The following is a 20,006-nucleotide window of genomic DNA, read 5'->3' on the forward strand; positions in this document are numbered from 1 at the left end:
GTATTTTTTGGAAGACCCTGCTTGCCCGTTCGTCGTCACTGATCCCTGCGGGCCTCCACCTGGATCCGCAAGACCGTCTGCATCTTGAATCCCGTGCCGAACGTGACGCCGAAATCGGCGCGGTCGAAGCTGCCGAGCGCGTCGGCACCGCACACTTCGACCTTGGTCATGTTGTCGGGCTTGCAGAGGAAAGAATTGAGGGACAGCCTGACCGGCCTGGTCACGCCATGCATCGTCAACGCGCCGTCGATGGCGGCGGGAACATCGCCATCGAAAACGATGGTCCCCTTGTAGACGGCGACGGGGAATCGCGCCGTGTCGAAGATCGCGGCGCTCCTGGCGTGCGTGTTCAGCGCATCGAGGCCGAAGTCGATCGACTCCATGTCGATCGTGACGTCGACGGTGCCCGTCCTCGCTTCGCGGTCCAGCACCGCGGTGCCGGCCGTCTTGTTGAACTTACCGCGCCACACTGACAAACCGCCCTTGTGGTCCGCCTCGAAACTCGGGTAGGTATGGCTTGGATCGATGGTGTACTTGACCGGCGCCGCGACGCCGGTCCCGCAGGCGGCGACCAGTGCGACGACTGCCGTCAACCTCGAAGTGGAAAATGTGTTCATGGGTTCCTGTTGGTGAAGAGTGATGGGAGCATCCTGGAAAAGACTCCGTCCCTGTCGATGACGGCGTGCTTGACGGCGGCCGCGACGTGGAGCACGACCAGCGCCGCGAGCAGCCAGGCGCCGACCATGTGCGCCTGCGCCAGCAAGGCCGCGAGCGCCTTGTCCTTGCCGACCAGGTCAGGCAAGGGCACGAGGCCGAGGTAGACGATCTGGAATCCGGCCGCGCTGCTGCGTGCCCAGCCGATCAGCGGCACCGCGAAGAACAGCAGGTACATCAGACCGTGGCTGAGATGGGCAAGCCCCCTCTCCCACCCCGCCATGGACGGCGGCAGGGGCGGTGCCGGATGTCCCAGCCGCCAGGCCAGGCGCAGCGCGGCGACCAGCAGGACGGTCATGCCCAGCCACTTATGCCAATTGAACAGCCTGACGCGCGCGGGCGAGAACGGCAGGCCGGCCATGTACCAGCCGAGCACCAGGGCCAGCACGATCATCGCTGCCAGCAGCCAGTGGAACAGCATGGCACCGGCGCCGTATTTCGGCTGCGGCGACAGCGGGAGACCTTCGACGCCGGCCTTCATGCAGACCCCGGCGCAGAGTCGCCAAAGACGAAGAACAGCGCAAACACGAATGCGCGCAGGTCGGGACGGTCGGCGTTCGTTTCTGCCCCATCGTCGGCGGGAACGGGATCGCTCGAGGTGGTGTGTGTGAGGTCGAGGTTCATGATGTTAAAAATTCAAGGCGCAAGCAGCCGACGTGTCGCTTGCGGGACACGATCGACGACGTCTGGAACAGTCCGCGGTGGCCCCGGCCGCCGCGGACCGATGGCTGGTTACAGGTTGATCCGCAGCCCGACCGTGAAGTAGCGGCCGACAGGGTCGTCGCCCTGCGCGAAGCCGCCGAAGGTCCCGACCGCACCGTTACCGCCCAGGAAGGCGATGGGTGGCGGCTGCCGGTTGAACAGGTTCTGCACGTTGAAGAACAGCTGTGCCTTGCGCCCGGCGCCCGCACTGAAGTTCCAGCCGAGGTTGAGGTTGGTGTAGGCGATGGCCGGCGCGTCGGGCGACGAGACGATCTGCGTCGGATCGCCGGTGAATGCCAGCCTGCTGCGCCAGCGCTCGCTGGCGTTGACCGAGAAATCTCCGACTTTGTAGTCGACGAAGAAGGTGCCGCGCACCCGCGCGCTGGCCTGGAGCGCGTTGGAGCTGAAGCCGACGCCGCCCACATCGATGGTCTGCAGACCCGGTGTTTCGTACACGATGCTCGGCTGATAGGTCGTCAGCAGACGCAGGCCGAGCGGATTGCCGAGCAGTTTGGTCCGGTAGTTGGCTTCGAAGTCGAAACCCCGTGTCTTCATGCTGCCGATATTGATGACCGTGTTGATGAACGAGGTGACGGCATTGGCCGCGCTGGTGTTGGCGAAGCCCAGCGGACGCGTCTGCAGCGCACAGTAGGGCGACGTACCGCCGCTGGCATAGCAGGTTGCCTGCACCGAAGGGTTGGTACCCTGGATGTTGGTGATCGCGTCGATCACCTTGATGTTGAAGTAGTCCAGCGACGCGTTGAATCCCGGCAGGAACGCCGGTTTGATCACGATGCCGGCGGCGAAAGTCTTGCCCACCTCGGGCTTCAGGTCGGGATTGCCGCCGACCGTGACAGGCACCCTGGGACTGAGTCCGGTCAGCAGATCCGTGAACGATCCGGCGTTCGACGTCGCCGGCTGGAACAGGTCGTTGAGGTTGGGCGCACGGATGTCGCGCGAATAGCTGCTGCGCAACTTGAGCTCCCTGCTGACGTCCCAGTCGACGCCTGCCTTGTAAGTCCAGGCGCGGCCGCTGGTGTCGTAGTCGGTGAATCGCGCCGCGAGGTTGAGATTGAGGTTCCTGGCGAAGCCCGCGTTCTTGAGGAGGGGGATGTCGGATTCGCCGGCGATTTCCTTCACGGTCTGCGACACCTTCGAACGTGCGGCGATCGTGGGATCCAGATACAGGAAGGTCGACGACGTGCAGTTGAAACTGATGCCGCTGCAGTCGGCTTTATCGGTCGGCAGCGCGTCGGTCGCGACGGCGTAGGTTTGCTTGCGCCACTGGCCCGTCAGGGCGGCGTCGACCGGTCCGGCCCAGGTCGAGAACGGCGCGCCGGAAATCGTGCCTTCGATCTCGTCGAGGGTGTTCGTCACGGCGAACGAGGTGGCCTGCGTGATATAGCCAAGGGCCGCCTGGCTCGGCGCGGTCGGGCCAAGGATATTCAGCGGCACGCAATTTGCGTAGGCGCTGCTGGTGAGCGAGGCCCGGCAGACGACCTGTCCGGTAGCGGGATTGACGACCGCGTCGAGTGCCGCGGCCAGCCGCTGATTGTTCCAGTTGTTGTCGTTGCGGGTGTCGAGCCTGGCGCGTGCGTGGGTGCCGGCGATATTCCATTTCGCGCCATTGGCGAGCTCGCCGTTCAAGCCGCCGTTGAGGAAATACTGGTCGCTCTTGCCGGCGGTGTTGATGCGCGGCGCGTCGGCAAATACCCGCGCGACGTTGAAGGTCGCGGCATTCGCCGCGGCCAGTTGGTTCTGGTAATTCTGCGCGAGATACGGATTGGTCGCGCTGAGCGTCACCCCGTTGAGAAGCGCGTTGTAGGCACCGAAGTTCTGCGTGCGATTGTCGGTCAGGCTGCCTTCGACATAGCCGTGGACGCTGTCGCTGACATCATAGTCGAGCCGTGCAAACGCCTGGTGCGAGCGCATCGACCCACGGATCGAGCCGTTGTAATACGCGCCGCCGCCGCCGCTTTCATAGTTGGCGTTTCCGGTTGGCGCACCGTGCACGAAGGGAGTCAGCACGCCGTTCTGGGTGAAGTCGAGGCCACCCAGCGGGCCGCCACGCACCAGGCCACCGAACGACGATGTCGCGATGCGCGTGTTGTCGGCGAGTCGATAAGGATTCGCCGCCGTCCCCGCACCCTGCACGGTCCATTGATGCGTGCCCCACGGACGGTCCGTCCGGTACGGGACACCCGGATCGTCGCGGTATTGATAGCTCGCGATGACGTGACCTTTTCCATTGAACAGATCCTTGCCGCCCGCGATACCGATATCGGAAGTCTTGTCATCGCCATAGGTCGACACGCCACCCTGCACCTGGGTTTTGACGCCCGTGAAATGCGTATCCGTGACGAAGTTGATGACACCGGCGACGGCATCGGAACCATAGACCGCCGACGCACCGCCCGTCACGATATCCACGCGTTTCAGCAGCATCTGCGGGATCATGTCGGTGTCGACCAGCTGGTCCTGCGTCGTCGCCGGCAGCCGGTGGCCATCCCACAGGACCAGCGTACGGGCATACCCGAGACCGCGCAGATTCTGCAGATTGCCCGAATTGTTCGTGGTGCCGTTGCCGGGATTGCCGTTCTGGCCACGCGATCCGGCGAAAATCGGCAGCTCGTTGATCGCGTCGGAGATGCTGCCGGGTTTCACGGTGAGCAGGTCGTCGGCATTCACGGCCGTGAGCGGCGTCGGGCTCTGGCTGCCCGGGCTTACCCGCGAGCCGGTGACGACCACCTCGCTGATCGCCTGCGCGGACGGCTGCTGTTCGGACTGCGCATGAGCGCACGATCCGATGAGGAGCGTGCCTGTGCCGACCAATGCGGAGGCAAAACCGATTGATCTGATCCCGCGCGTGACGGCGTTGAGGTTGATGTCCGCAGGTCGCCGGTTCCCGCTCCGCTTCGACGCCATGATGGCGGTCTTTTTATCATTCCGCATATAAGTTCTCCTCCGTGCCGTATGTAGTTTTAAGACAGGCTCTGAGAGGAGAATAGCTGAGCCGGCTTCGCGCGACTCTGCACAAAAATCATAAACGCTGGCACTTTTGTTACCAGGCCTGGGTGAAATAAAAGCCGCGTTCAGAATGTAGCGTTAGCAGAAAACTGCATGTAGTATTAATACCGCTCGATGACGGAATGCCGCGAAAACAGGCTCTTGCCATCGACAACAGGGCCAACGTCAGATTGGCTGATCAAACGTCGTCAAGGAGACAAGCATGACACGCAACACGTCGACAAATGGCACACGCTACCTGAGCAACATCGTGCCGCTGGCGACGGTGCCCAAGGTCCGCCTGTATGTCGAACGTGCCGAGGAGACGGGGAACTGGTCCGTGCACGTCGGCCACGTCGTCAACCGAGGCCGCCGGCAAACGTCGCCGCATGCGCATCCCGGCTATGGCCAGGTGATCTTCGTGCGCAGCGGACGTGGCGTCATGAACCTCGACGGTTCGATCGTATCTTTCGAAGGCCCGTGTGTCCTGCTGCTGCCGGCCGAATGCGTACATGGGCTGGACTATGAGCTCGATGTGGACCGCTGGGTGGTAACGGTCGAAGCAGCCTATCTGGCGCGGGTGAACGGCAAGCTCGACGAATTCATCCAGCTATGGTCCGAGCCCCGGATGATTCCTTTGTCGGATCGGCAGGACGCGCCAATGGCGTTGCATGACCAGATCAGGAAACTGGACAAGGAAATTGCGGCCAGGACGGTTGGCCATGAGGTGCAAACGGAGGCGCTGCTGACGGTGCTGCTGCTGATGCTGGTGCGCGGCGCCGGCTTGACTCCGCTGGACGACGAAGGGGCGAAGCACAACGAGATCCAGTTGACGGAACGCTTTCGCGATTTGATCGACCAGCATTACTGGGAAAACCTGTCGGCGCACGATTACGCCTCGATGTTGGCAGTGTCGTTGACCCAATTGCGCGCGGCTTGCGCCGCCGCGTTCGGACAAAGCCCGACCAAGATGATTCATGCGCGTCTCGTCACGGAAGCGAGGCGCGGTCTGATTTTCGGCGATACGTCGATCGAGCAGATCGCGTTGTCGCTGGGCTTCTCGAACGCCGCCTACTTCACGCGCTTCTTCTGCAAGGAAGTCGGACAGACGCCGAGCCAGTTCCGGGCAGCCTCCCGTGACCACGCCCAACGCAGCAGTTGAGCGATGTGGCTCCTGCGAATGGATCGGCTCATGGAACCCGGTGCCCGGCACCGAAGGGGCCGTGACTGCGGCGAGACGGGCACCTGCGCCCCCATCTTTACAAGCATTTACCCGGTTTTACGGGCCTTGTCATCCAGCCACATATTTACTCCCTAGAATTCCGAAGGTCCAAACGACTACTTCGGAATTCTCATGATCAAACGTCTTCCCACCCTGCTGCTGTGCGTGGCGCTCGCCGTGAGCGGCTGCGGCAGCGGCGGCAGTTCCACTTCCGGCACGACCACCAGCAGCGACACCGGTTCCGGCGTCACGGCGCCGTCGATCGCCACGCAGCCTGCCTCCCTCGCCGTCGACGCCGGCGCCGCCGCCAGCTTCACGGTCAGCGCGACCGGCGGCGGCACGCTCGCCTATCAATGGCGCAAGGGCGGCACCGCCATCAGCGGCGCGACCTCGGCCACCTATTCGATCGCAGCGGCGGCCACCGGCGACGCCGGCAGCTACGATGTCGTCGTCAGCAACAGCGCGGGCAGCGTCACCAGTGCGGCCGCGACGCTGACCGTGAATGCGGTCAACGCCGCCCCCGTCATCCTCACGCAGCCGGTGGCGCAGTCCGTCGCCACCGGATCCAGCGTCACGCTGACCGTCAGCGCGAGCGGCAGCGGCACGCTGGCCTACCAGTGGCGCAAGGGCGGCACCGCGATCGACGGTGCCACCGCGAGCAGCTACACCATCGCCACGGTGGCCGGCACCGACGCCGGCACGTACGACGTCGTCGTCAGCAACGCCAACGGCTCGGTGACCAGTACCGCCGTCGCGCTCGATGTGACCACGACCACGACGTCGTCGACGGGCACCGCCGTCTACAACGCCGCCACGGCGTTCTACAATACCTTGAGCAGCACCCAGCAAGGCACGGTGCAGGTCGCGTGGAGCGTCGACGCGGCACGGCGCTGGTCGAACCTGCCGGCCGCGATGGTGTCGCGCAACGGCCTCAAATGGGGCAACCTGAGCACCGCGCAGCAGACCGCCGCCCTGGCCCTGATCAAGGCCGCGCTGGGCGATACCGGCAGCTCACTGCAGGCCGGCATGCAGGCCGCCGACGACTACCTGGCCGCGAACGGCGGCGGCAGCAGCTACGGCACCGGCAACTACTACATCGCCTTCGTCGGCACGCCGACGGCGACCGGGTTCTGGATGCTGCAGATCACCGGCCACCACCTGACGTGGAACATCGCGCTGAACGGCAGCTACAAGTCGCCCACCCCGCTGTTCCTCGGCATCGAACCAAAGGGCACCTTCACGGTGAATGGCACGACCTACGATCCGATGGCGGCGCAGCGCACGGCGTTCGCCAACCTCGGCACCGCACTCACCGCCTACGCCGCCGCGAAACTGTCCGGCACCTACAGCGACCTGCTGTTCGGCGCCAACGGTTCCGGCGGCATCGACGGCACGTGCCCGCGTGCCTACTCGGGCGTCACCACGCACGGCATCGCCTACTCGGCCCTGTCCTCCGCCGACCAGGCCCTCGCGCAGGCGGCGATCCGCGCCTACGTGAACACGCAGACGACGGAATACGCGAACGACCTGCTCGGCGCCTACCTGAGCGCGGACGCACTGGCGCAGACGTACGTCGCCTACGCCGGCACGGGCACCGTGACCGCCAACGGCAACTACTTCCGCATCGAAGGGCCGCGCCTGTGGATCGAGTTCTCGGTGCAGCGCGGTGTCATCTTCAACAGCGACATCCACTACCACACCATCTGGCGTGACAAGTTCGGGGACTACGGTGGCAAGTGCGTCAATTAAACGCTGGCTGCGCCGGCTCGGCGCGAGCCTGCTGTTCCTGTGGTGGGCGGCCCTCGCGGGCGCCCACCCAATGCCGGAAAGCGTGGTCTGGATCGACACCGCGCCCGATGGCCTGCGCCTGACGGCTCAATTGCCGCTGAACCGGCTCGAGTTCGCGTTCGGGCACACGCTGACCGACCATCCGGAAACGGTGCTGGCGCGCTACCGCGACGCCCTCGCCGCCTACCTGCTCGTGCACGTGGGCGCGAAGAGCGGCGAGACCGGCTGGCAGGTGCTGCGGCCGGCGCTGTCGGTCACCGGCACGCGCGGTGCGGAAGAGCTGCAGGCGACGTTCGTCCTGCGCGCGCCCGCCGGTGCGGACCCGCGCGCGCCCGACCTGCTGTACGACGCCATCACGCACGAGGTGCGCACGCATCGGGTGCAAGTCTTCCTGCGCACCGACTGGAAGAGCGGCTTCTTGGGCCAGCCGCCGCGACTGATCGGCGAACTCGATCACGAGAACAACGCCCTGTCCATTCCGCTGGGCGACGAAAGCACAGGCGCCGGATTCGCCAGCCTGTTCGAAGGCGGGCTGGATCACATCGCCGAGGGTACCGACCACCTGCTGTTCCTGCTGCTGTTGCTGCTCGTGGCGCCGCTGGCGGCCGGGCACGGCCGCTGGAACGCGCTGCGCCGGCCCACGGACACGCTGAAGCACACGACGTTCGTGGTCACCGCCTTCACCGTCGGTCACACGGTGACGCTCGTCCTCGGCAGCACCGGCGTGATCGCGCCGCCGCAGCGGTCCGTCGAAGTCGCGGTCGCGCTCACCATTGCCATCGCGGCCGTCCACGCGTGGCGCCCGCTGTTCGCGCGCGCCGAGACGTGGATCGCGCTCGGGTTCGGATCGATCCACGGCATGGCGTTTTCGGCCAGCCTGTCCGGCGCCGGACTCACGCCGTGGCAGCATGCACAGGCGCTGCTCGCGTTCAACCTCGGGATCGAGGCGATGCAGCTGATGGTGCTGGCCTTTGTCATGCCGGCGCTGCTCCTGCTCGGCACCGCGCGTCCCGTCTGGTATGCGCACGCGCGGCGGGCCCTCGCCACGCTGGCGGGGCTGATGGCCTGCGCGTGGGTGGCGCAACGCCTGGAGCTGGCGAGCTTCGGCGATCCCGCATGGCTGGCCGACGGCGGGGCCATCCCGCTCGCGCTGGCCGCCCTTCTGTGGCTCGGCGCGCTGGCCGCGTCGTACAAACGTAAAGCGATGGCGAAAACCTGTTAAGCGGCGTAAAAGCGTGCAAAACGCCAACCGCAACGGCCACGGCGGTATCGCCATTGCCTAGACTCCGCGACATCATCTACACGGAGACCGGAACAATGACATTCACAATCCGCCCGCCGGCCGCCTGCGCCGCCGCGCTGGCCCTGCTGCTGGCCGGCTGCGGCAACGGCAGCAACGACGACATGCCCGCGATCGCGAGCCAGCCCGCCTCCGCCGTCATCGCGACGGGCAGCAACACGGTGCTGACGGTCGTGGCGAACGGCGTCGCCCCCAGCTACCAGTGGTACAAGGACGGCGCGCCGATCGCGGAAGCGACCGCCCCGACCTATACGGCCACGGCGGCCGGCACGTATTACGTCGTCGTCACCGACCCGAGCGGCACGGTCAGCAGCGCGAACGCCATGGTGACCGTCACCGACGGGCCGGCCATCGTCACGCAGCCGCTGCCGGCCACGATCCTCGCCGGCACGACCCAGACCCTGCGGGTCGAAGCTACGGGCGCCGGCCTGGCGTACCAGTGGTACAAAGACGGCAACGCGATCGCCGGGGCGACGCAACCCGCCTATGACGCCGCCGAAACCGGCACGTACGACGTCGTGGTGACGAACGCCGCCGGCAGTGTGTCGAGCAGCACGGCGGCGGTCGCCGTCAGCGCCACCCTGGCCGCGCCGACGATCACGGCCCAGCCGGCGAACGTGACCGTCAACTCGGGCACGCGCGCCACGTTGAAAGTCGCCGCCGGCGGGACCAGCATCGCGTACCAGTGGTACCGCAACGGCACCGCGATCGCGGGCGCCACCGGCAGCGCCTACACCATCCCGGTGGCGACCGGTGCCGACGCCGGCACCTACACCGTCACCGTGAAGAACACGGCCGGCAGCGTCACCAGCGCCGGCGCCACCCTGGCCGTCAATGTGCTGGCCGCCGGCATCAACACGGCCGCGGTCGTGAACGCGGCGAACGCCTTCCTCGCCACCCTGTCGACCGACCAGAAGACGGTCGCCACGTCCAGCACGTCGTCGGCCACCGTGCTGTTCGACTACGCGCTGGACAACGCGATCCAGTGGACCAACCTGCCGGGCGACCGCCACGGCCTGCGCCTGAACGGCACGACGTTGACCAGCGCCCAGCTGGCGGCCGCCAATGCGCTGGTCGCCCAGGCGCTGGGCGCCACCGGCATCTCCGTGATGAACGAATTGCGGACGGCCGACGACGTGCTCGCGAACGCACAGACCAGCGGCACCGGCACGGGCATCGGTGGCGGCGCGCCGCCCGCAGGCACCCCGCCCGCAGGCACCGCCACGCCCCGGCCGGTGCCGGCACCCCGCCCGCCGGCGGCGCGGGCGGCATGGCGGGCGGCTACGGCAGCGGCCAGTATTCGATCGCCTTCGTCGGCACGCCGTCGAAGACGTCCCCGTGGATGCTGCAACTGGCCGGCCACCACCTCGCCTACAACATCACGTACAACACCGGCAAGCCAAGCGCCACACCGAACTTCCTCGGCGTCGAACCGCCCAACTGGACCGTCGACGCGAACGGCGCCGTGACCGTCACGGCCGCCGCCACGGCCCCGGCGTCCAGCACGCCCCGCTGGAGGCGCAACGCAAGGCGGTGTACGACCTGGCCGAAGCGATCCAGTCCGACAGCGCGAGCGCGGGGGCCGCGAAACTGTCCGGCACGTTCACCGACGTCATCATGGGCGCGTCCGGCAACACCGACGCCAATTTCAAGACGCTGGCGTATCCGACCAGCGGGCGCGGCCTGCAGTATGGTGCGATGAACGCGACCCAGCAGGCCTATGTGCGCGCGGCGATCAGGGCCTGGGTCGACAACCAGGCCGCGGACGTGGCGAGCGTCCTGCTCGCGGCCTACCTGGGCGACGACGCGCTGAAGGACACGTACGTCGCGTACGGCGTCGGCCAGAACGGCACGAAGGCCGATTTCGGCGCCTATCCGAACGCCGGCACCGCGCCGCTCGACGCCCAGCATTCCTATCTGCGCATCGACGGCCCCGCGTCTGGATCGAATTCGTCGTGCAGCAGGGTGTCCTGTACGGTACCAACGTCCACTATCACACGATCTGGCGCGACAAGACGGCGGACTACGGTGGCAGTTTCTGACCGCATGCGCATGCTGATCGCGGCGCTCATGCTCGCGTGCGGCCTGTTCGCATCGATGGCGCCGGCGGACGCGCACCCGTCGCCGTCGTCGCAGGTGTTCCTCACCGTGGGCGCGAGTACGATCGCCGCGGAAGTCACCCTGCCCGTCGACGAACTGAAGCTGGCGTTCCCGGGCCCGCTGCTCGATGCGTCGGGTCGCTGGGCGATGGCGAGCGATCGCCAGGTCGCGGCCTACCTGGCGGCGCACATCCGGCCGGTGGCGCCGGATGGCCGCGCCTGGACGGTCAGCGTGGCGCGCGTGCGCTGGGAACTGGAGCGCAGGCCCGCCGACATCGTCGCGGACGTCGTCCTGCGGCCGCCGCCCGGCGCGCCGCCCGGCACGCTCGACCTGACCATCGACGCCATCGGCCACCAGGTGCCGAACCACGCGACGCTGGTCGCGCTGCGTGACGGCACGCCGGGCGCGCAACCCCGCCTGCTCGGTTCCCTGTACTATGGCCATCGCGTGGTGCGGATCCACGACGTCGCGCCGTCGCCCTGGGCCGGCTTCGGCGGCCTGTTCGCGCTGGGCATGCACCACATCGCGCACGGCACCGATCACCTGCTGTTCCTGTTGACGCTGCTGCTACCGGCCGCCCTGCGCGCCGACGGCGGGCGCTGGGCCGGCTTCGCGGGCACGCGCCAGCTCGTGCGCAGCCTGCTGACGGTCGTCACCGCCTTCACGCTCGGGCACTCCCTGACGCTCGCCCTCGGCGCGACCGGGCTCGTCGTGGCGCCGGCGCGGCCGGTGGAGGTCGCGATCGCCCTGTCGATTCTCGTCTCGGCCGCCCATGCATGGGCCCCATCTTCCCGCGCCGCGAAGGCTGGATCGCCGGCGGCTTCGGGCTGGTACACGGTCTCGCGTTCGCATCGGCCCTGCGCGACCTGCACCTCGAAGGGACGCGGCTCGCGGCCGGTATCCTCGCCTTCAACCTGGGCGTCGAAGCCGTCCAGGCAATGCTGGTGCTGCTGGCGGCGCCGCTGCTGGTACTGCTGGCGCGCACAGATTACTTTGCGCGGGTCAGGCAGGCGACGGCCGTCGTCGCGGCGGCGATGGCGCTGGCGTGGATCGGGGTGCGCGCCGCCGGCATGGCGATTCCGGGATTCGCCTGAGCCGCCGCCGGGAACACGCCCGCGTTCAGGCCGCCTCCTCGACGCTTGCGGAGACGCTGCGGGCCTGCGGAACGAGCGCGACACACAGGACGATCAACGCCACCGACGACACCTCGACGGCACGCGCCAGACCGATCCTGTCGGCGGCGAAGCCGATCACCAGCGCACCGAGCGCCGGGCTTCCCCGCGCGATGAGGCCGTGCATGCTCAGCACGCGTCCGCGCAATGCGTCCGGCGTGGTCAGCTGCACGAAGGTCTGGGTCGACACGAGGCCGCGCGTGATCGCGAAGCCGATGGCCACCGCGGCGGCGACGGCCGGCACGGGGCCCTGCGACCAGGTGAGCACGATCGCCGCCACCGCGCCGAGACCCCACCACAACAGGACGTCCTGCAGCAGGTGCGCGGTCCTGCCGCGGCCCGCGGTCAGGCCCGATGCCACCGCGCCGAACGCCGCCGCGCCGCTGAGCACCGCAAGGCCGGTGGCGTCGTTCACGAATTTCCCGGCGGCGATGGCGGGGATCAGCTCGATCATCGCGCGCACCATGGCACCGCCGCACAACATCGCCAGCAGGATCAGCCGCAACGGCCGGACGCGCAGGATGTGGACGACGCCTTCCGCCATCTCGCCGAATAAGCCGTGTCCGCGCCCACCCCGCGCATGCGGTGCGAGACGCAGGCGGGCCAAAATCAGCACGAAGGCGGCAGTGACAGCGGCATTGGCGACGAAGATCCAGACGACGTCCATGTGCAGGATCATCGCGCCCGCCACGGCCGGCCCGAGCAGGCGCGTCAGGTTGACGCTCACCGAATTGAGGGCGACCGCCGTGCCCATGTCGGCGCGCGCCACCATCTGCTGGACCATCGCCAGGCGCGCCGGCTGGATCGCGGCACTCAGCGTGCCCTGCGCCGTGATCAACAACACCATGCCGACGAGGCCGAGGTGGCCCGTGGCGAGCAGGACCGCGGTGAGCGCCGCGAGCACGGCGGATACGGCCTGGGCCAGCATGTTCTGCCTGAGCCGGTCCCAGCGGTCCGCGGCCACCCCGGCGAAGGGTCCGACGACGACCGAAGGCAGCAGGTCGCCGGCGGACAGGATGCCGAGCCAGAAGGCCGAATGGGTCCAGTCCCAGATCAGCCAGCTGCACGCGATGCGCTGCATCCAGGTACCGATGAGGGACAGTCCATTCCCCGCGAGGAACACGCCGAACTGGGTGTCCAGCAGCACCCGCAGCGGGGCCGGATACGTTCGCATCAGCGCAGATCCTGTGGCAACACCTGGTCGGGCAGGTTCTGGTAGCAGACGGCGCGCAGCCAGCGGCGGATCGACAACGTGCCGACCGACGTCGCGCCGAAGTTGGTGGAGGCCGGATACGGGCCGCCGTGCACCATCGCGTCGCAGACCTCGACGCCCGTCGGATAGCCGTTGGCGAGCACGCGGCCGGCCTTGCGCTCCAGGATGGGCAGCAGGCTGGCGGCAAGGTCGGTATCGGCGTCGTCCATGTGGATCGTCACCGTCAACTGGCCGGACAGGGCACGCGCGACATCGCGCATTTGCGCCAGGCTGTCCACCGTGACGATCAGGCCGAGCGGCCCGAAGACCTCTTCGGCCAGCGCGTGGTCGGCGAGCCAGTCGGCGGCCGTCGTGCGGAACAGGTATGGCGTGGCATCGCGCCGGTCGCAGGTCGAGGCGAACAGCGCCTGCACGCCGCTGCCCGCGGCAATGCGGTCGCGGCCGGCGCGATAGGCCGCCGCGATGCCGTCGGTGAGCATGGCCTGCCGTCCCGTCCCGCCCAGCGCGGCGCGGGCCGCATCGGCGAAGGCGTCGCCCTCCGGACCGCGCATGACCACGGCGATGCCGGGATTGGTGCAGAACTGCCCCGCCCCCATCGTGAGCGACGCGGCCCAGCCCGCGCCGATGGACGCGCCACGCGCCGCCAGCGCGGCGGGCAGCAGGAACATCGGGTTGACCGAACCCAGTTCGCCGAAGAAGGGAATCGGATCGGGGCGCGCGGCGCACAGGTCGAACAGCGCGCGGCCGCCGGCCAGCGAACCGGTGAAGCCGACGGCGCGGATCAGCGGGTGGCGCACGAGCGCCTCGCCCACGTCGCGCCGGCCGCCCTGGATGAGCGAGAACACGCCGGGGTGCAGGCCGCAGCGGGCGACGGCCGCGACGACCGCTTCCGCCACGATCTCGGAGGTGCCGGGATGGGCCGAGTGTCCCTTCACGACCACCGGGCAGCCGGCGGCCAGTGCCGACGCGGTGTCGCCGCCGGCCACGGAAAACGCGAGCGGAAAATTCGAGGCGCCGAACACGGCGACCGGGCCGACGGGGCGCTGCATGAGCCGCAGGTGCGGGCGCGGCAGCGGTTGCCGCTCGGGCAGTGCCGGATCGTGGCGGCGCTCGAGATAGTCGCCGCCACGGATATGGCGCGCGAACAGGTGCAGTTGCGCCACGGTGCGGCCACGCTCGCCGGCGAGGCGCGCCCGCGGCAGGCCGGTTTCGCGGGCGCCGATGTCGGTGATGGCATCGGCGCGCGCCTCGATCTCCTCCGCGATCGTCTCGAGGAAGACAGCGCGTTCTTCGCGCGTGCCGTAGCCGAAGGATTCGAATGCCGCTTCGGCCGCTTGGCAGGCCGCGTCGACGAGGGCCGGCGTGCCGGCCGAGAAGGCGTGCGCGGGGCCGTCGACCGGGGCCGAATGGAATCGCGCCTCGGTCGCGATGCGTTCGCCGGCGACGAAGTGCCGGCCATGGAGCTGGATTGTTCCTGGCATGTGTCTTTCCTGATGTGTGGCGCGAGGCGCAGCGCCTCGCGCCGTGGTGCCGGGTCAGAACCGGTGCAGAATGCCCGCGATGACGCTGGTCTGCGCGCCGCCGGCCAGGGGTTTCAGGGCGGGCGTGCTGCCGGTGGCGGACAAGGCCAGCGTACCGCTGTTGGCCATGTGGGCGGCGGTGATGTACAGGTTCGTACGCTTCGACAGGAAGTACCTGGCACGCAGGTTCACCAGCACCGCCTTGTTCGCGGAATCCTTGTATTTCAGTTCGGCCAGCATGCCGTCCAGGAAATACGGGCCGGCGACCGGGACGATGGCCTGCACCCACGCCATGTCGCTCTTCGGCGTGGCGATGCCCATGTTGTCGCGCCGGATCCAGCCGGCCGCCAGCGTCCCGGTGCCGCGGAATTTCATGTGACCGGTGAGGACGAAGCGGCTGTCCGTCTTGTCCGGCGACGTGAGGCCGCCGAACGTGGCCGCCGTCCCGCCATACAGGCGCTCGTAGGCCGTCGCCACGCCCCAGGTGCCGCCGTCGTATTTCGCGCCCGCCGACCACTCCCGGCACTGGCGCCGGTTGGCCGTCTCGCCCGGGCAGTTGGCGGCGGCGACGGTGGCCGGATTGCCGTTCACGTTGTCCCACCCGGTGCTGTAATTGACGCCGGCACTGAACGCGCCCCAGGTCCCGACATACGTGATGCCATTGTCGGCGCGCGGGTTCGATATGCGCGGGTCCAGCAGTTTCAGGCCCTGGTTGCCGGTCCCGAACGGGTTGGCGCCGGTCCAGCCGAAGCGCACCATCGTGTACTGCCGGCCGATGCTCACCGTGCCGAACCGGCCGGACAGGTCCACGTGGGCCTGGCGTCCCCACAGCCGGCCGCCGAGGCCGATCGTGCCGTCGTCCACCGAAAAGCTGCCTTCGAGGTTGAAACTGGCTTTCATGCCGCCCCCCAGGTCCTCGCCGCCGCGCAGGCCCCAGTGCGGCGTGATGATGCCGTTGCTGATGCGGACCGACGAGCCCTGGTTGGTGGCGGACGTGCCGTGGATGGATTCCACGCCCTGGTCGAGCGCGCCGTAGAACTGGACATTGTTGCCGGTCTGGGACCACGCCGGCGCGCAGGCCGCGAATGCCGCCGCCGCGAGCAAAGGTCGAATACGGTTGGTGTTAACGTCTTTCATGGTTGTCTCCGTTGTCATTGTAATGGTGATCTGGTGTGGCAATGAAAGCTGCAAACGTTCTTGTTCGTCGAAGTGCGTCAGCCCAGGCTGCCCGTGACGTCGTCGAACAGCTCTTCGTACGACAGGCGGCGCGGGATGATCTTCTGGTCGAGTGCCCAGTCGATCGCGAGCTCGATGCCCTTGCGGTTCGCTTCGTAGCCGATCGGCGGGAAGATCTTGGGAATGCCGCCCTCGGTCAGCTCGCGGCTCGCGACGACCATGCGGTACAGCTCGCGCACGATGTCGGGACGCTGCTTCGACAGGTCCTGGTGGACGACGAACATGTGGTTGATCGGCACGACGCCCTCGCGCGCGAACCAGTCCTTTGCCGCTTCCTGCGCGTTCGGCACCAGCGTGCGCACGCGCGGATCCTTCGGCATGTCCTCGCCCAGGAGGGCCGCCGCCAGCTCGCCGTCCAGCATCATCTGCGGGATCGACGATCCCTTCGGCAGGCGCTCGCAATTCGGCGGGTCGGTGAATTCGGCCAGGTGGCCGTCGCCCAGGGTCATCCAGGTCACCTTGTCGAGATCGACGCCGTATTCGTGGCGCAGGATGCCGCGGATCCACAGGGCCGTCGTCTGCGTATAGGTACGCACGCCGACGCGCTTGCCCTCGATATCCTTCGGATCGAGGTGGCCGAAGTCGCTGTTGAAGCCCGCGCAGTGATGCTGGAAACGGCCCGAGATCGGCGTGGGCAGCAGCACGTACGGCTTGCCGTAGGCTTTCGCCTGCAGGAACGTCACGATCGCGAGTTCGCCCGCGTCGAAGGCGCTCTCGCGCACCATCGCCTTGAAGCCGTTGTGCGCCGGGGTGGGGCCGCAGAAATCGAGATTCACGATATCGGAACGCACGCGCCCGTCGCGCAGCGCCTTCGTCACCGGGTATTCGGCCAGGTTGATGCGCAGCGTCGGCACCGTGCTTGTCGTGGTTGTCATACTTGTCAGCTCCTGATGTGAAATGCAAAAAGTACGAGTCCATCATATGCCGCCACTACCCCGCCGGGCACTGCGAAACGCCGCACATCCCCTGCGACCTTCTTATGGCCGGCGTCCGGACGGGCGCCGCTGCCTTACCATGGCGCCCGCCGGATTGGTTCGGTATAAACCGTATATATCGTTGTTCTGTGCGCGAATCGCACGGCGAAATCCGCGCCTTGAGCGTCACAGTGGACGGATATACAATGCAAATGGAATAGCACGCGCAGACGTGCCTGAGTGCTCTACAGGAGACATCATGTTGAACGACATTCCCGTCACACCCGACGCCGACGGCGCGGCGGTGGACAACGCCGAATACGGCCTGCCCTTTTCTCTCAAGACGCTGCGTTCCGCCGTCGCGGTGGTCGCCCACGGCAGCACGGCGCGCGCCGCCGTCGCGATCAACAAATCCGCGACGGCGATCACGCGCAGCATCCAGCTGCTGGAAACAGCGGTCGGGCTGCCGTTGTTCGAACGCCATACCCGCGGCATGGTGCCGACGGCCGCGGGCCGGATCGTCGTGGCGCGGGCGACGCGCGCGTTCGACCAGTTGGAACTCGGCGCCAGGGAAGTTCACGAAACGGCTGCCGGCGCGCCCAGGCAGGACTTGCGGCCGTCGCGCCTTTCGCGGATGGTCAACGAGCGCCTCCTGTTCGTGCTGATCGCGGTCACGGAAACCGGCAGTGCGACCCAGGCCGCCGAGCGGCTTGACCTCTCCCAGCCGGCAGTCAGCCAGGCCATCCGGGAACTGGAACACCTGGCCGATACATCCCTCGTGGAACGCACGCCGCGCGGCGTGCGCCTCACCGGCGCCGGCGAAATCCTGCTGCGCCGGATCAAGCTCGCCTTCATGGAGCTCAGGGTGGCTTCGGAAGAGCTCGCGAGCATGCAGGGCGTCCTGCAGGGCCGGGTGACCATCGCGGCGTCACCGTATGCGAGCGCCGACCTGGTGCCGCGCGCCATCACGCAATTCCTGGCCCGCCATCCGCAGATCAAGGTCACGCTCGTCGACGGCACGCACGCGTCGCTGATCTACCAGCTGCGCAATGCCGATATCGACATCATCGTCAGCGCCCTGCGCGATTCCACGTTCGACGACGTCGAGCAGGAAATCCTGTTCGACGACACGCTGTCCGTCGTTTGCCGCGTCGGCCATCCGTATGCACAGGCGGGCACTCTCTCGCTGCCCGATGTCGTCGACGCATCCTGGATCGCGCCGGTACCCAACACCGCCATGCGGACCTCGTTCGCGGCGGCATTCCAGTCCGAAGGCATCGCCCCGCCGGAAGCCCGGCTGGAAGTCCACAATCCCGTGGCCGTCTGTTCGATCCTGCAAAAAAGCGATTACCTGGCGCTGCTCTGCACCCACCAGATCCAACCGGAGATCGCCGCGGGACGACTCACCGTGCTGCCCATTGCGCTGGACGCCACCCAGCGCAGGATCGGGCTGACCCTGCGGCGCGACGGCTCGCCGTCGCCGGGCGTCAAGGCGTTGCGGGAAGAACTGCACCTGGCGGCCAAGGCGATGGAGCGGGAAACCGCCGCATCCGCCTAGGCCGCCAGGCCGATCAGAGCCGCACCTCGATCAGCATCGGCCCCTGCTCGCGGGTCGAATCGACCATGGCCCGGTGAAACGCTTCGGCACTGTCCACGGATACCGCCGGCACGCCCATGCTTTTCGCCATCGCCAGCCAGTCGATGCGCGGCCGGTCGATGTCGATCATGGCCAGCGCCTGCGGTCCCGGCGCGCCGGCCCCCATGTTCGCGTATTCGGCCTTGAGGATGGCGTAGCTGTTGTTGGCGAAGATGATCGTCGTGACGTTCAGGCCCTCGCGCGCCTGGGTCCACAGCGACTGGATCGTGTACATGGCGCTGCCGTCGCCGACCATGCAGAACACGCGCCGGTCCGGGCAGGCCAGCGCCGCACCGGTGGCGACCGGCGTGGCGTAGCCGATCGAGCCGCCCATGTTGTTGATCAGGTCGTGCGGCGCGGCGCCGACCGTCAGGCCCATCGTCTCGCGTCCCGTCGTCAGCGATTCGTCGACGAGGATGCAGCCCTCGGGCAGCGCGGCCGCCAGCGCCTGGGCGATCGTCGCGGGCCCGAGCGCACCGCTCGGCACGACGGCTGGCGCACGCTCCTGCAGTACCGGCGCCGTGTCCGCGGCGCCGAGCGCGTCGAGCAGCATCTCGAACGCGGCCACCGGGTCCTCGCCGATGGCGGCCAGTTCATCCACGCTGGTACCGGTCGCCTTCAGCAGGCTCGGTTTGTCCGGGTAGCTGAAGAAGGCGATCGGTTCGGTGGTCTCGACGGTAACGATGTGCCTGAAGCCCTTCAGGTACTCCACCGCCTGGCCGACCGCGTACGGAATGCGTTCCAGCGTCACGCGCCCTGCCCCGCGTTCGATGCGCGACGTGAAGAACTGCGTCGCGAGGCGCGCGCCGGTGGCCGCCTTGACCCGGCCCGCCAACTCGAGCGCCCGCCCGCGCGTGGCCTGTCCGGCCAGGATGATCAGGGTCGGCTCCCCGGACCGCAGCACGCGCGCGACATGCTCCACGCGTGCGGGGTCCGGCGCACGCGGCCCCGGCGGCGCCAGCGACGGCAGCAGCGGATGGTCGCCGGCCTCCTGCCACGAGGCGTCGCCGGGCAGGATCAGGGTGGCGATCTGCCCCGGCAGTTCGCTGGCCCTGGCGACCGCGGTCGCCACGTCCCAGGCCACCGTGCGCGGCGATTGCACCCGGCGCACCCAGTGACTCAGCGGCCGGGCCAGGCCCTCGATGTCCGACGTCAGCGGCGGATCGTACTTGAGGTGCGCGGCCGAATGCTCGCCCACGATGTTCACCATGCCCGACGACGCGCGCTTGGCGTTATGGATGTTCGCCAGCCCGTTCGCCAGCCCCGGCCCCAGGTGGAGCAGAGTGGAGGCCGGGGTGCCCTTCATGCGGTAGTACCCGTCGGCGGCGCCCGTGCAGACGCCCTCGAACAGGCATAGCACGCTGCGCATCCGGGGGTTCTCCAGCGCCTTCAGGAAATGCATCTCGGACGTGCCGGGATTGGCGAAACAGATGTTGACGCCCTGGTCGGTCAATGTCTGGACGAGGCTTTCGGCGCCATTCAT

General features: G+C 67.9%; 18 protein-coding genes and 1 pseudogene. 9 read left to right on the forward strand and 10 right to left on the reverse strand.

Going from position 1 to position 20,006, the window contains the following annotated elements; all coding sequences use genetic code 11:
* Positions 1 to 35: 35 nt before the first annotated feature.
* The 4 genes from P0M04_RS30225 to P0M04_RS30240 form a co-directional block, all read right to left on the reverse strand.
* Positions 36 to 617, reverse strand: a complete 582-nt coding sequence (locus tag P0M04_RS30225; protein WP_259450244.1) for a YceI family protein — start codon at positions 615 to 617, stop codon at positions 36 to 38.
* Positions 614 to 1,195, reverse strand: a complete 582-nt coding sequence (locus P0M04_RS30230) for a cytochrome b (protein ID WP_259450245.1) — start codon at positions 1,193 to 1,195, stop codon at positions 614 to 616. Before P0M04_RS30230 ends, P0M04_RS30225 begins: the two co-directional genes overlap by 4 nt.
* Positions 1,192 to 1,338: a hypothetical protein gene (locus tag P0M04_RS30235; RefSeq protein ID WP_259450246.1), complete on the reverse strand. Its 147-nt coding sequence runs from the start codon at positions 1,336 to 1,338 to the stop codon at positions 1,192 to 1,194. The genes P0M04_RS30230 and P0M04_RS30235 overlap by 4 nt, the downstream gene beginning before the upstream one ends.
* Positions 1,339 to 1,446: 108 nt before the next feature.
* Positions 1,447 to 4,368 carry a TonB-dependent receptor domain-containing protein gene (locus P0M04_RS30240; protein WP_259450247.1) on the reverse strand — a complete coding sequence of 974 codons (2,922 nt, stop codon included), beginning with the start codon at positions 4,366 to 4,368 and terminating at the stop codon, positions 1,447 to 1,449.
* Between the two features lie 277 nt (positions 4,369 to 4,645).
* Between P0M04_RS30240 and P0M04_RS30245 the strand changes: the two genes are divergently transcribed.
* The 6 genes from P0M04_RS30245 (at position 4,646) to P0M04_RS32985 (ending at position 10,774) form a co-directional block, all read left to right on the forward strand.
* On the forward strand, positions 4,646 to 5,584 hold the full coding sequence (locus P0M04_RS30245) for a helix-turn-helix domain-containing protein (RefSeq protein WP_259450248.1): 939 nt from the start codon (positions 4,646 to 4,648) through the stop codon (positions 5,582 to 5,584).
* A gap of 192 nt (positions 5,585 to 5,776) precedes the next feature.
* The gene (locus tag P0M04_RS30250) at positions 5,777 to 7,393 is read left to right on the forward strand and encodes a DUF3500 domain-containing protein (protein WP_259450249.1); all 1,617 of its coding nucleotides are present in this window, start codon (positions 5,777 to 5,779) and stop codon (positions 7,391 to 7,393) included.
* Complete coding sequence (locus P0M04_RS30255; protein WP_259450250.1) at positions 7,374 to 8,654, forward strand: HupE/UreJ family protein; 1,281 nt, start codon at positions 7,374 to 7,376, stop codon at positions 8,652 to 8,654. Before P0M04_RS30250 ends, P0M04_RS30255 begins: the two co-directional genes overlap by 20 nt.
* A gap of 95 nt (positions 8,655 to 8,749) precedes the next feature.
* Positions 8,750 to 10,201, forward strand: a complete 1,452-nt coding sequence (locus tag P0M04_RS30260; protein ID WP_281042179.1) for an immunoglobulin domain-containing protein — start codon at positions 8,750 to 8,752, stop codon at positions 10,199 to 10,201.
* Positions 10,084 to 10,434, forward strand: coding sequence for a hypothetical protein (locus tag P0M04_RS32980; protein WP_371877895.1), 351 nt, complete (start codon positions 10,084 to 10,086; stop codon positions 10,432 to 10,434). Before P0M04_RS30260 ends, P0M04_RS32980 begins: the two co-directional genes overlap by 118 nt.
* A gap of 253 nt (positions 10,435 to 10,687) precedes the next feature.
* A complete protein-coding gene (locus P0M04_RS32985) occupies positions 10,688 to 10,774 on the forward strand; it encodes a hypothetical protein (protein ID WP_371877896.1) in 87 nt (28 codons plus the stop codon).
* Between the two features lie 231 nt (positions 10,775 to 11,005).
* On the opposite strand, the gene P0M04_RS30270 is transcribed toward P0M04_RS32985, so the two are convergent.
* Positions 11,006 to 11,230, reverse strand: a complete 225-nt coding sequence (locus P0M04_RS30270; RefSeq protein ID WP_281042181.1) for a hypothetical protein — start codon at positions 11,228 to 11,230, stop codon at positions 11,006 to 11,008.
* Between the two features lie 115 nt (positions 11,231 to 11,345).
* On the opposite strand from P0M04_RS30270, the pseudogene P0M04_RS32990 reads away from it, so the two are divergent.
* Positions 11,346 to 11,564 (forward strand): annotated as a pseudogene (locus P0M04_RS32990) (HupE/UreJ family protein); the annotation flags it as partial.
* A gap of 44 nt (positions 11,565 to 11,608) precedes the next feature.
* Entirely contained in the window at positions 11,609 to 11,926 is a 318-nt protein-coding gene (locus P0M04_RS30280) for a HupE/UreJ family protein (protein ID WP_281042183.1), read from the forward strand.
* Positions 11,927 to 11,951: 25 nt separating this feature from the next.
* On the opposite strand, the gene P0M04_RS30285 is transcribed toward P0M04_RS30280, so the two are convergent.
* From P0M04_RS30285 to P0M04_RS30300, 4 genes are all read right to left on the reverse strand, one after another.
* Positions 11,952 to 13,178: an MFS transporter gene (locus tag P0M04_RS30285; RefSeq protein WP_259450253.1), complete on the reverse strand. Its 1,227-nt coding sequence runs from the start codon at positions 13,176 to 13,178 to the stop codon at positions 11,952 to 11,954.
* Positions 13,178 to 14,698: an aldehyde dehydrogenase (NADP(+)) gene (locus P0M04_RS30290; RefSeq protein WP_259450254.1), complete on the reverse strand. Its 1,521-nt coding sequence runs from the start codon at positions 14,696 to 14,698 to the stop codon at positions 13,178 to 13,180. Before P0M04_RS30290 ends, P0M04_RS30285 begins: the two co-directional genes overlap by 1 nt.
* Positions 14,699 to 14,752: 54 nt before the next feature.
* Complete coding sequence (locus tag P0M04_RS30295; protein WP_259450255.1) at positions 14,753 to 15,874, reverse strand: porin; 1,122 nt, start codon at positions 15,872 to 15,874, stop codon at positions 14,753 to 14,755.
* A 77-nt stretch (positions 15,875 to 15,951) separates the two neighbouring features.
* Positions 15,952 to 16,848: a substrate-binding domain-containing protein gene (locus P0M04_RS30300; RefSeq protein WP_259450256.1), complete on the reverse strand. Its 897-nt coding sequence runs from the start codon at positions 16,846 to 16,848 to the stop codon at positions 15,952 to 15,954.
* A gap of 298 nt (positions 16,849 to 17,146) precedes the next feature.
* Between P0M04_RS30300 and P0M04_RS30305 the strand changes: the two genes are divergently transcribed.
* Positions 17,147 to 18,445, forward strand: coding sequence for a LysR family transcriptional regulator (locus P0M04_RS30305; protein WP_259450257.1), 1,299 nt, complete (start codon positions 17,147 to 17,149; stop codon positions 18,443 to 18,445).
* A 13-nt stretch (positions 18,446 to 18,458) separates the two neighbouring features.
* Here P0M04_RS30305 and P0M04_RS30310 read toward each other — a convergent pair whose 3' ends face one another.
* On the reverse strand, positions 18,459 to 20,006 hold the full coding sequence (locus P0M04_RS30310; protein WP_259450258.1) for an acetolactate synthase large subunit: 1,548 nt from the start codon (positions 20,004 to 20,006) through the stop codon (positions 18,459 to 18,461).

This window comes from Telluria mixta, assembly GCF_029223865.1.
Classification (GTDB): Bacteria; Pseudomonadota; Gammaproteobacteria; order Burkholderiales; family Burkholderiaceae_D; genus Telluria; species Telluria mixta.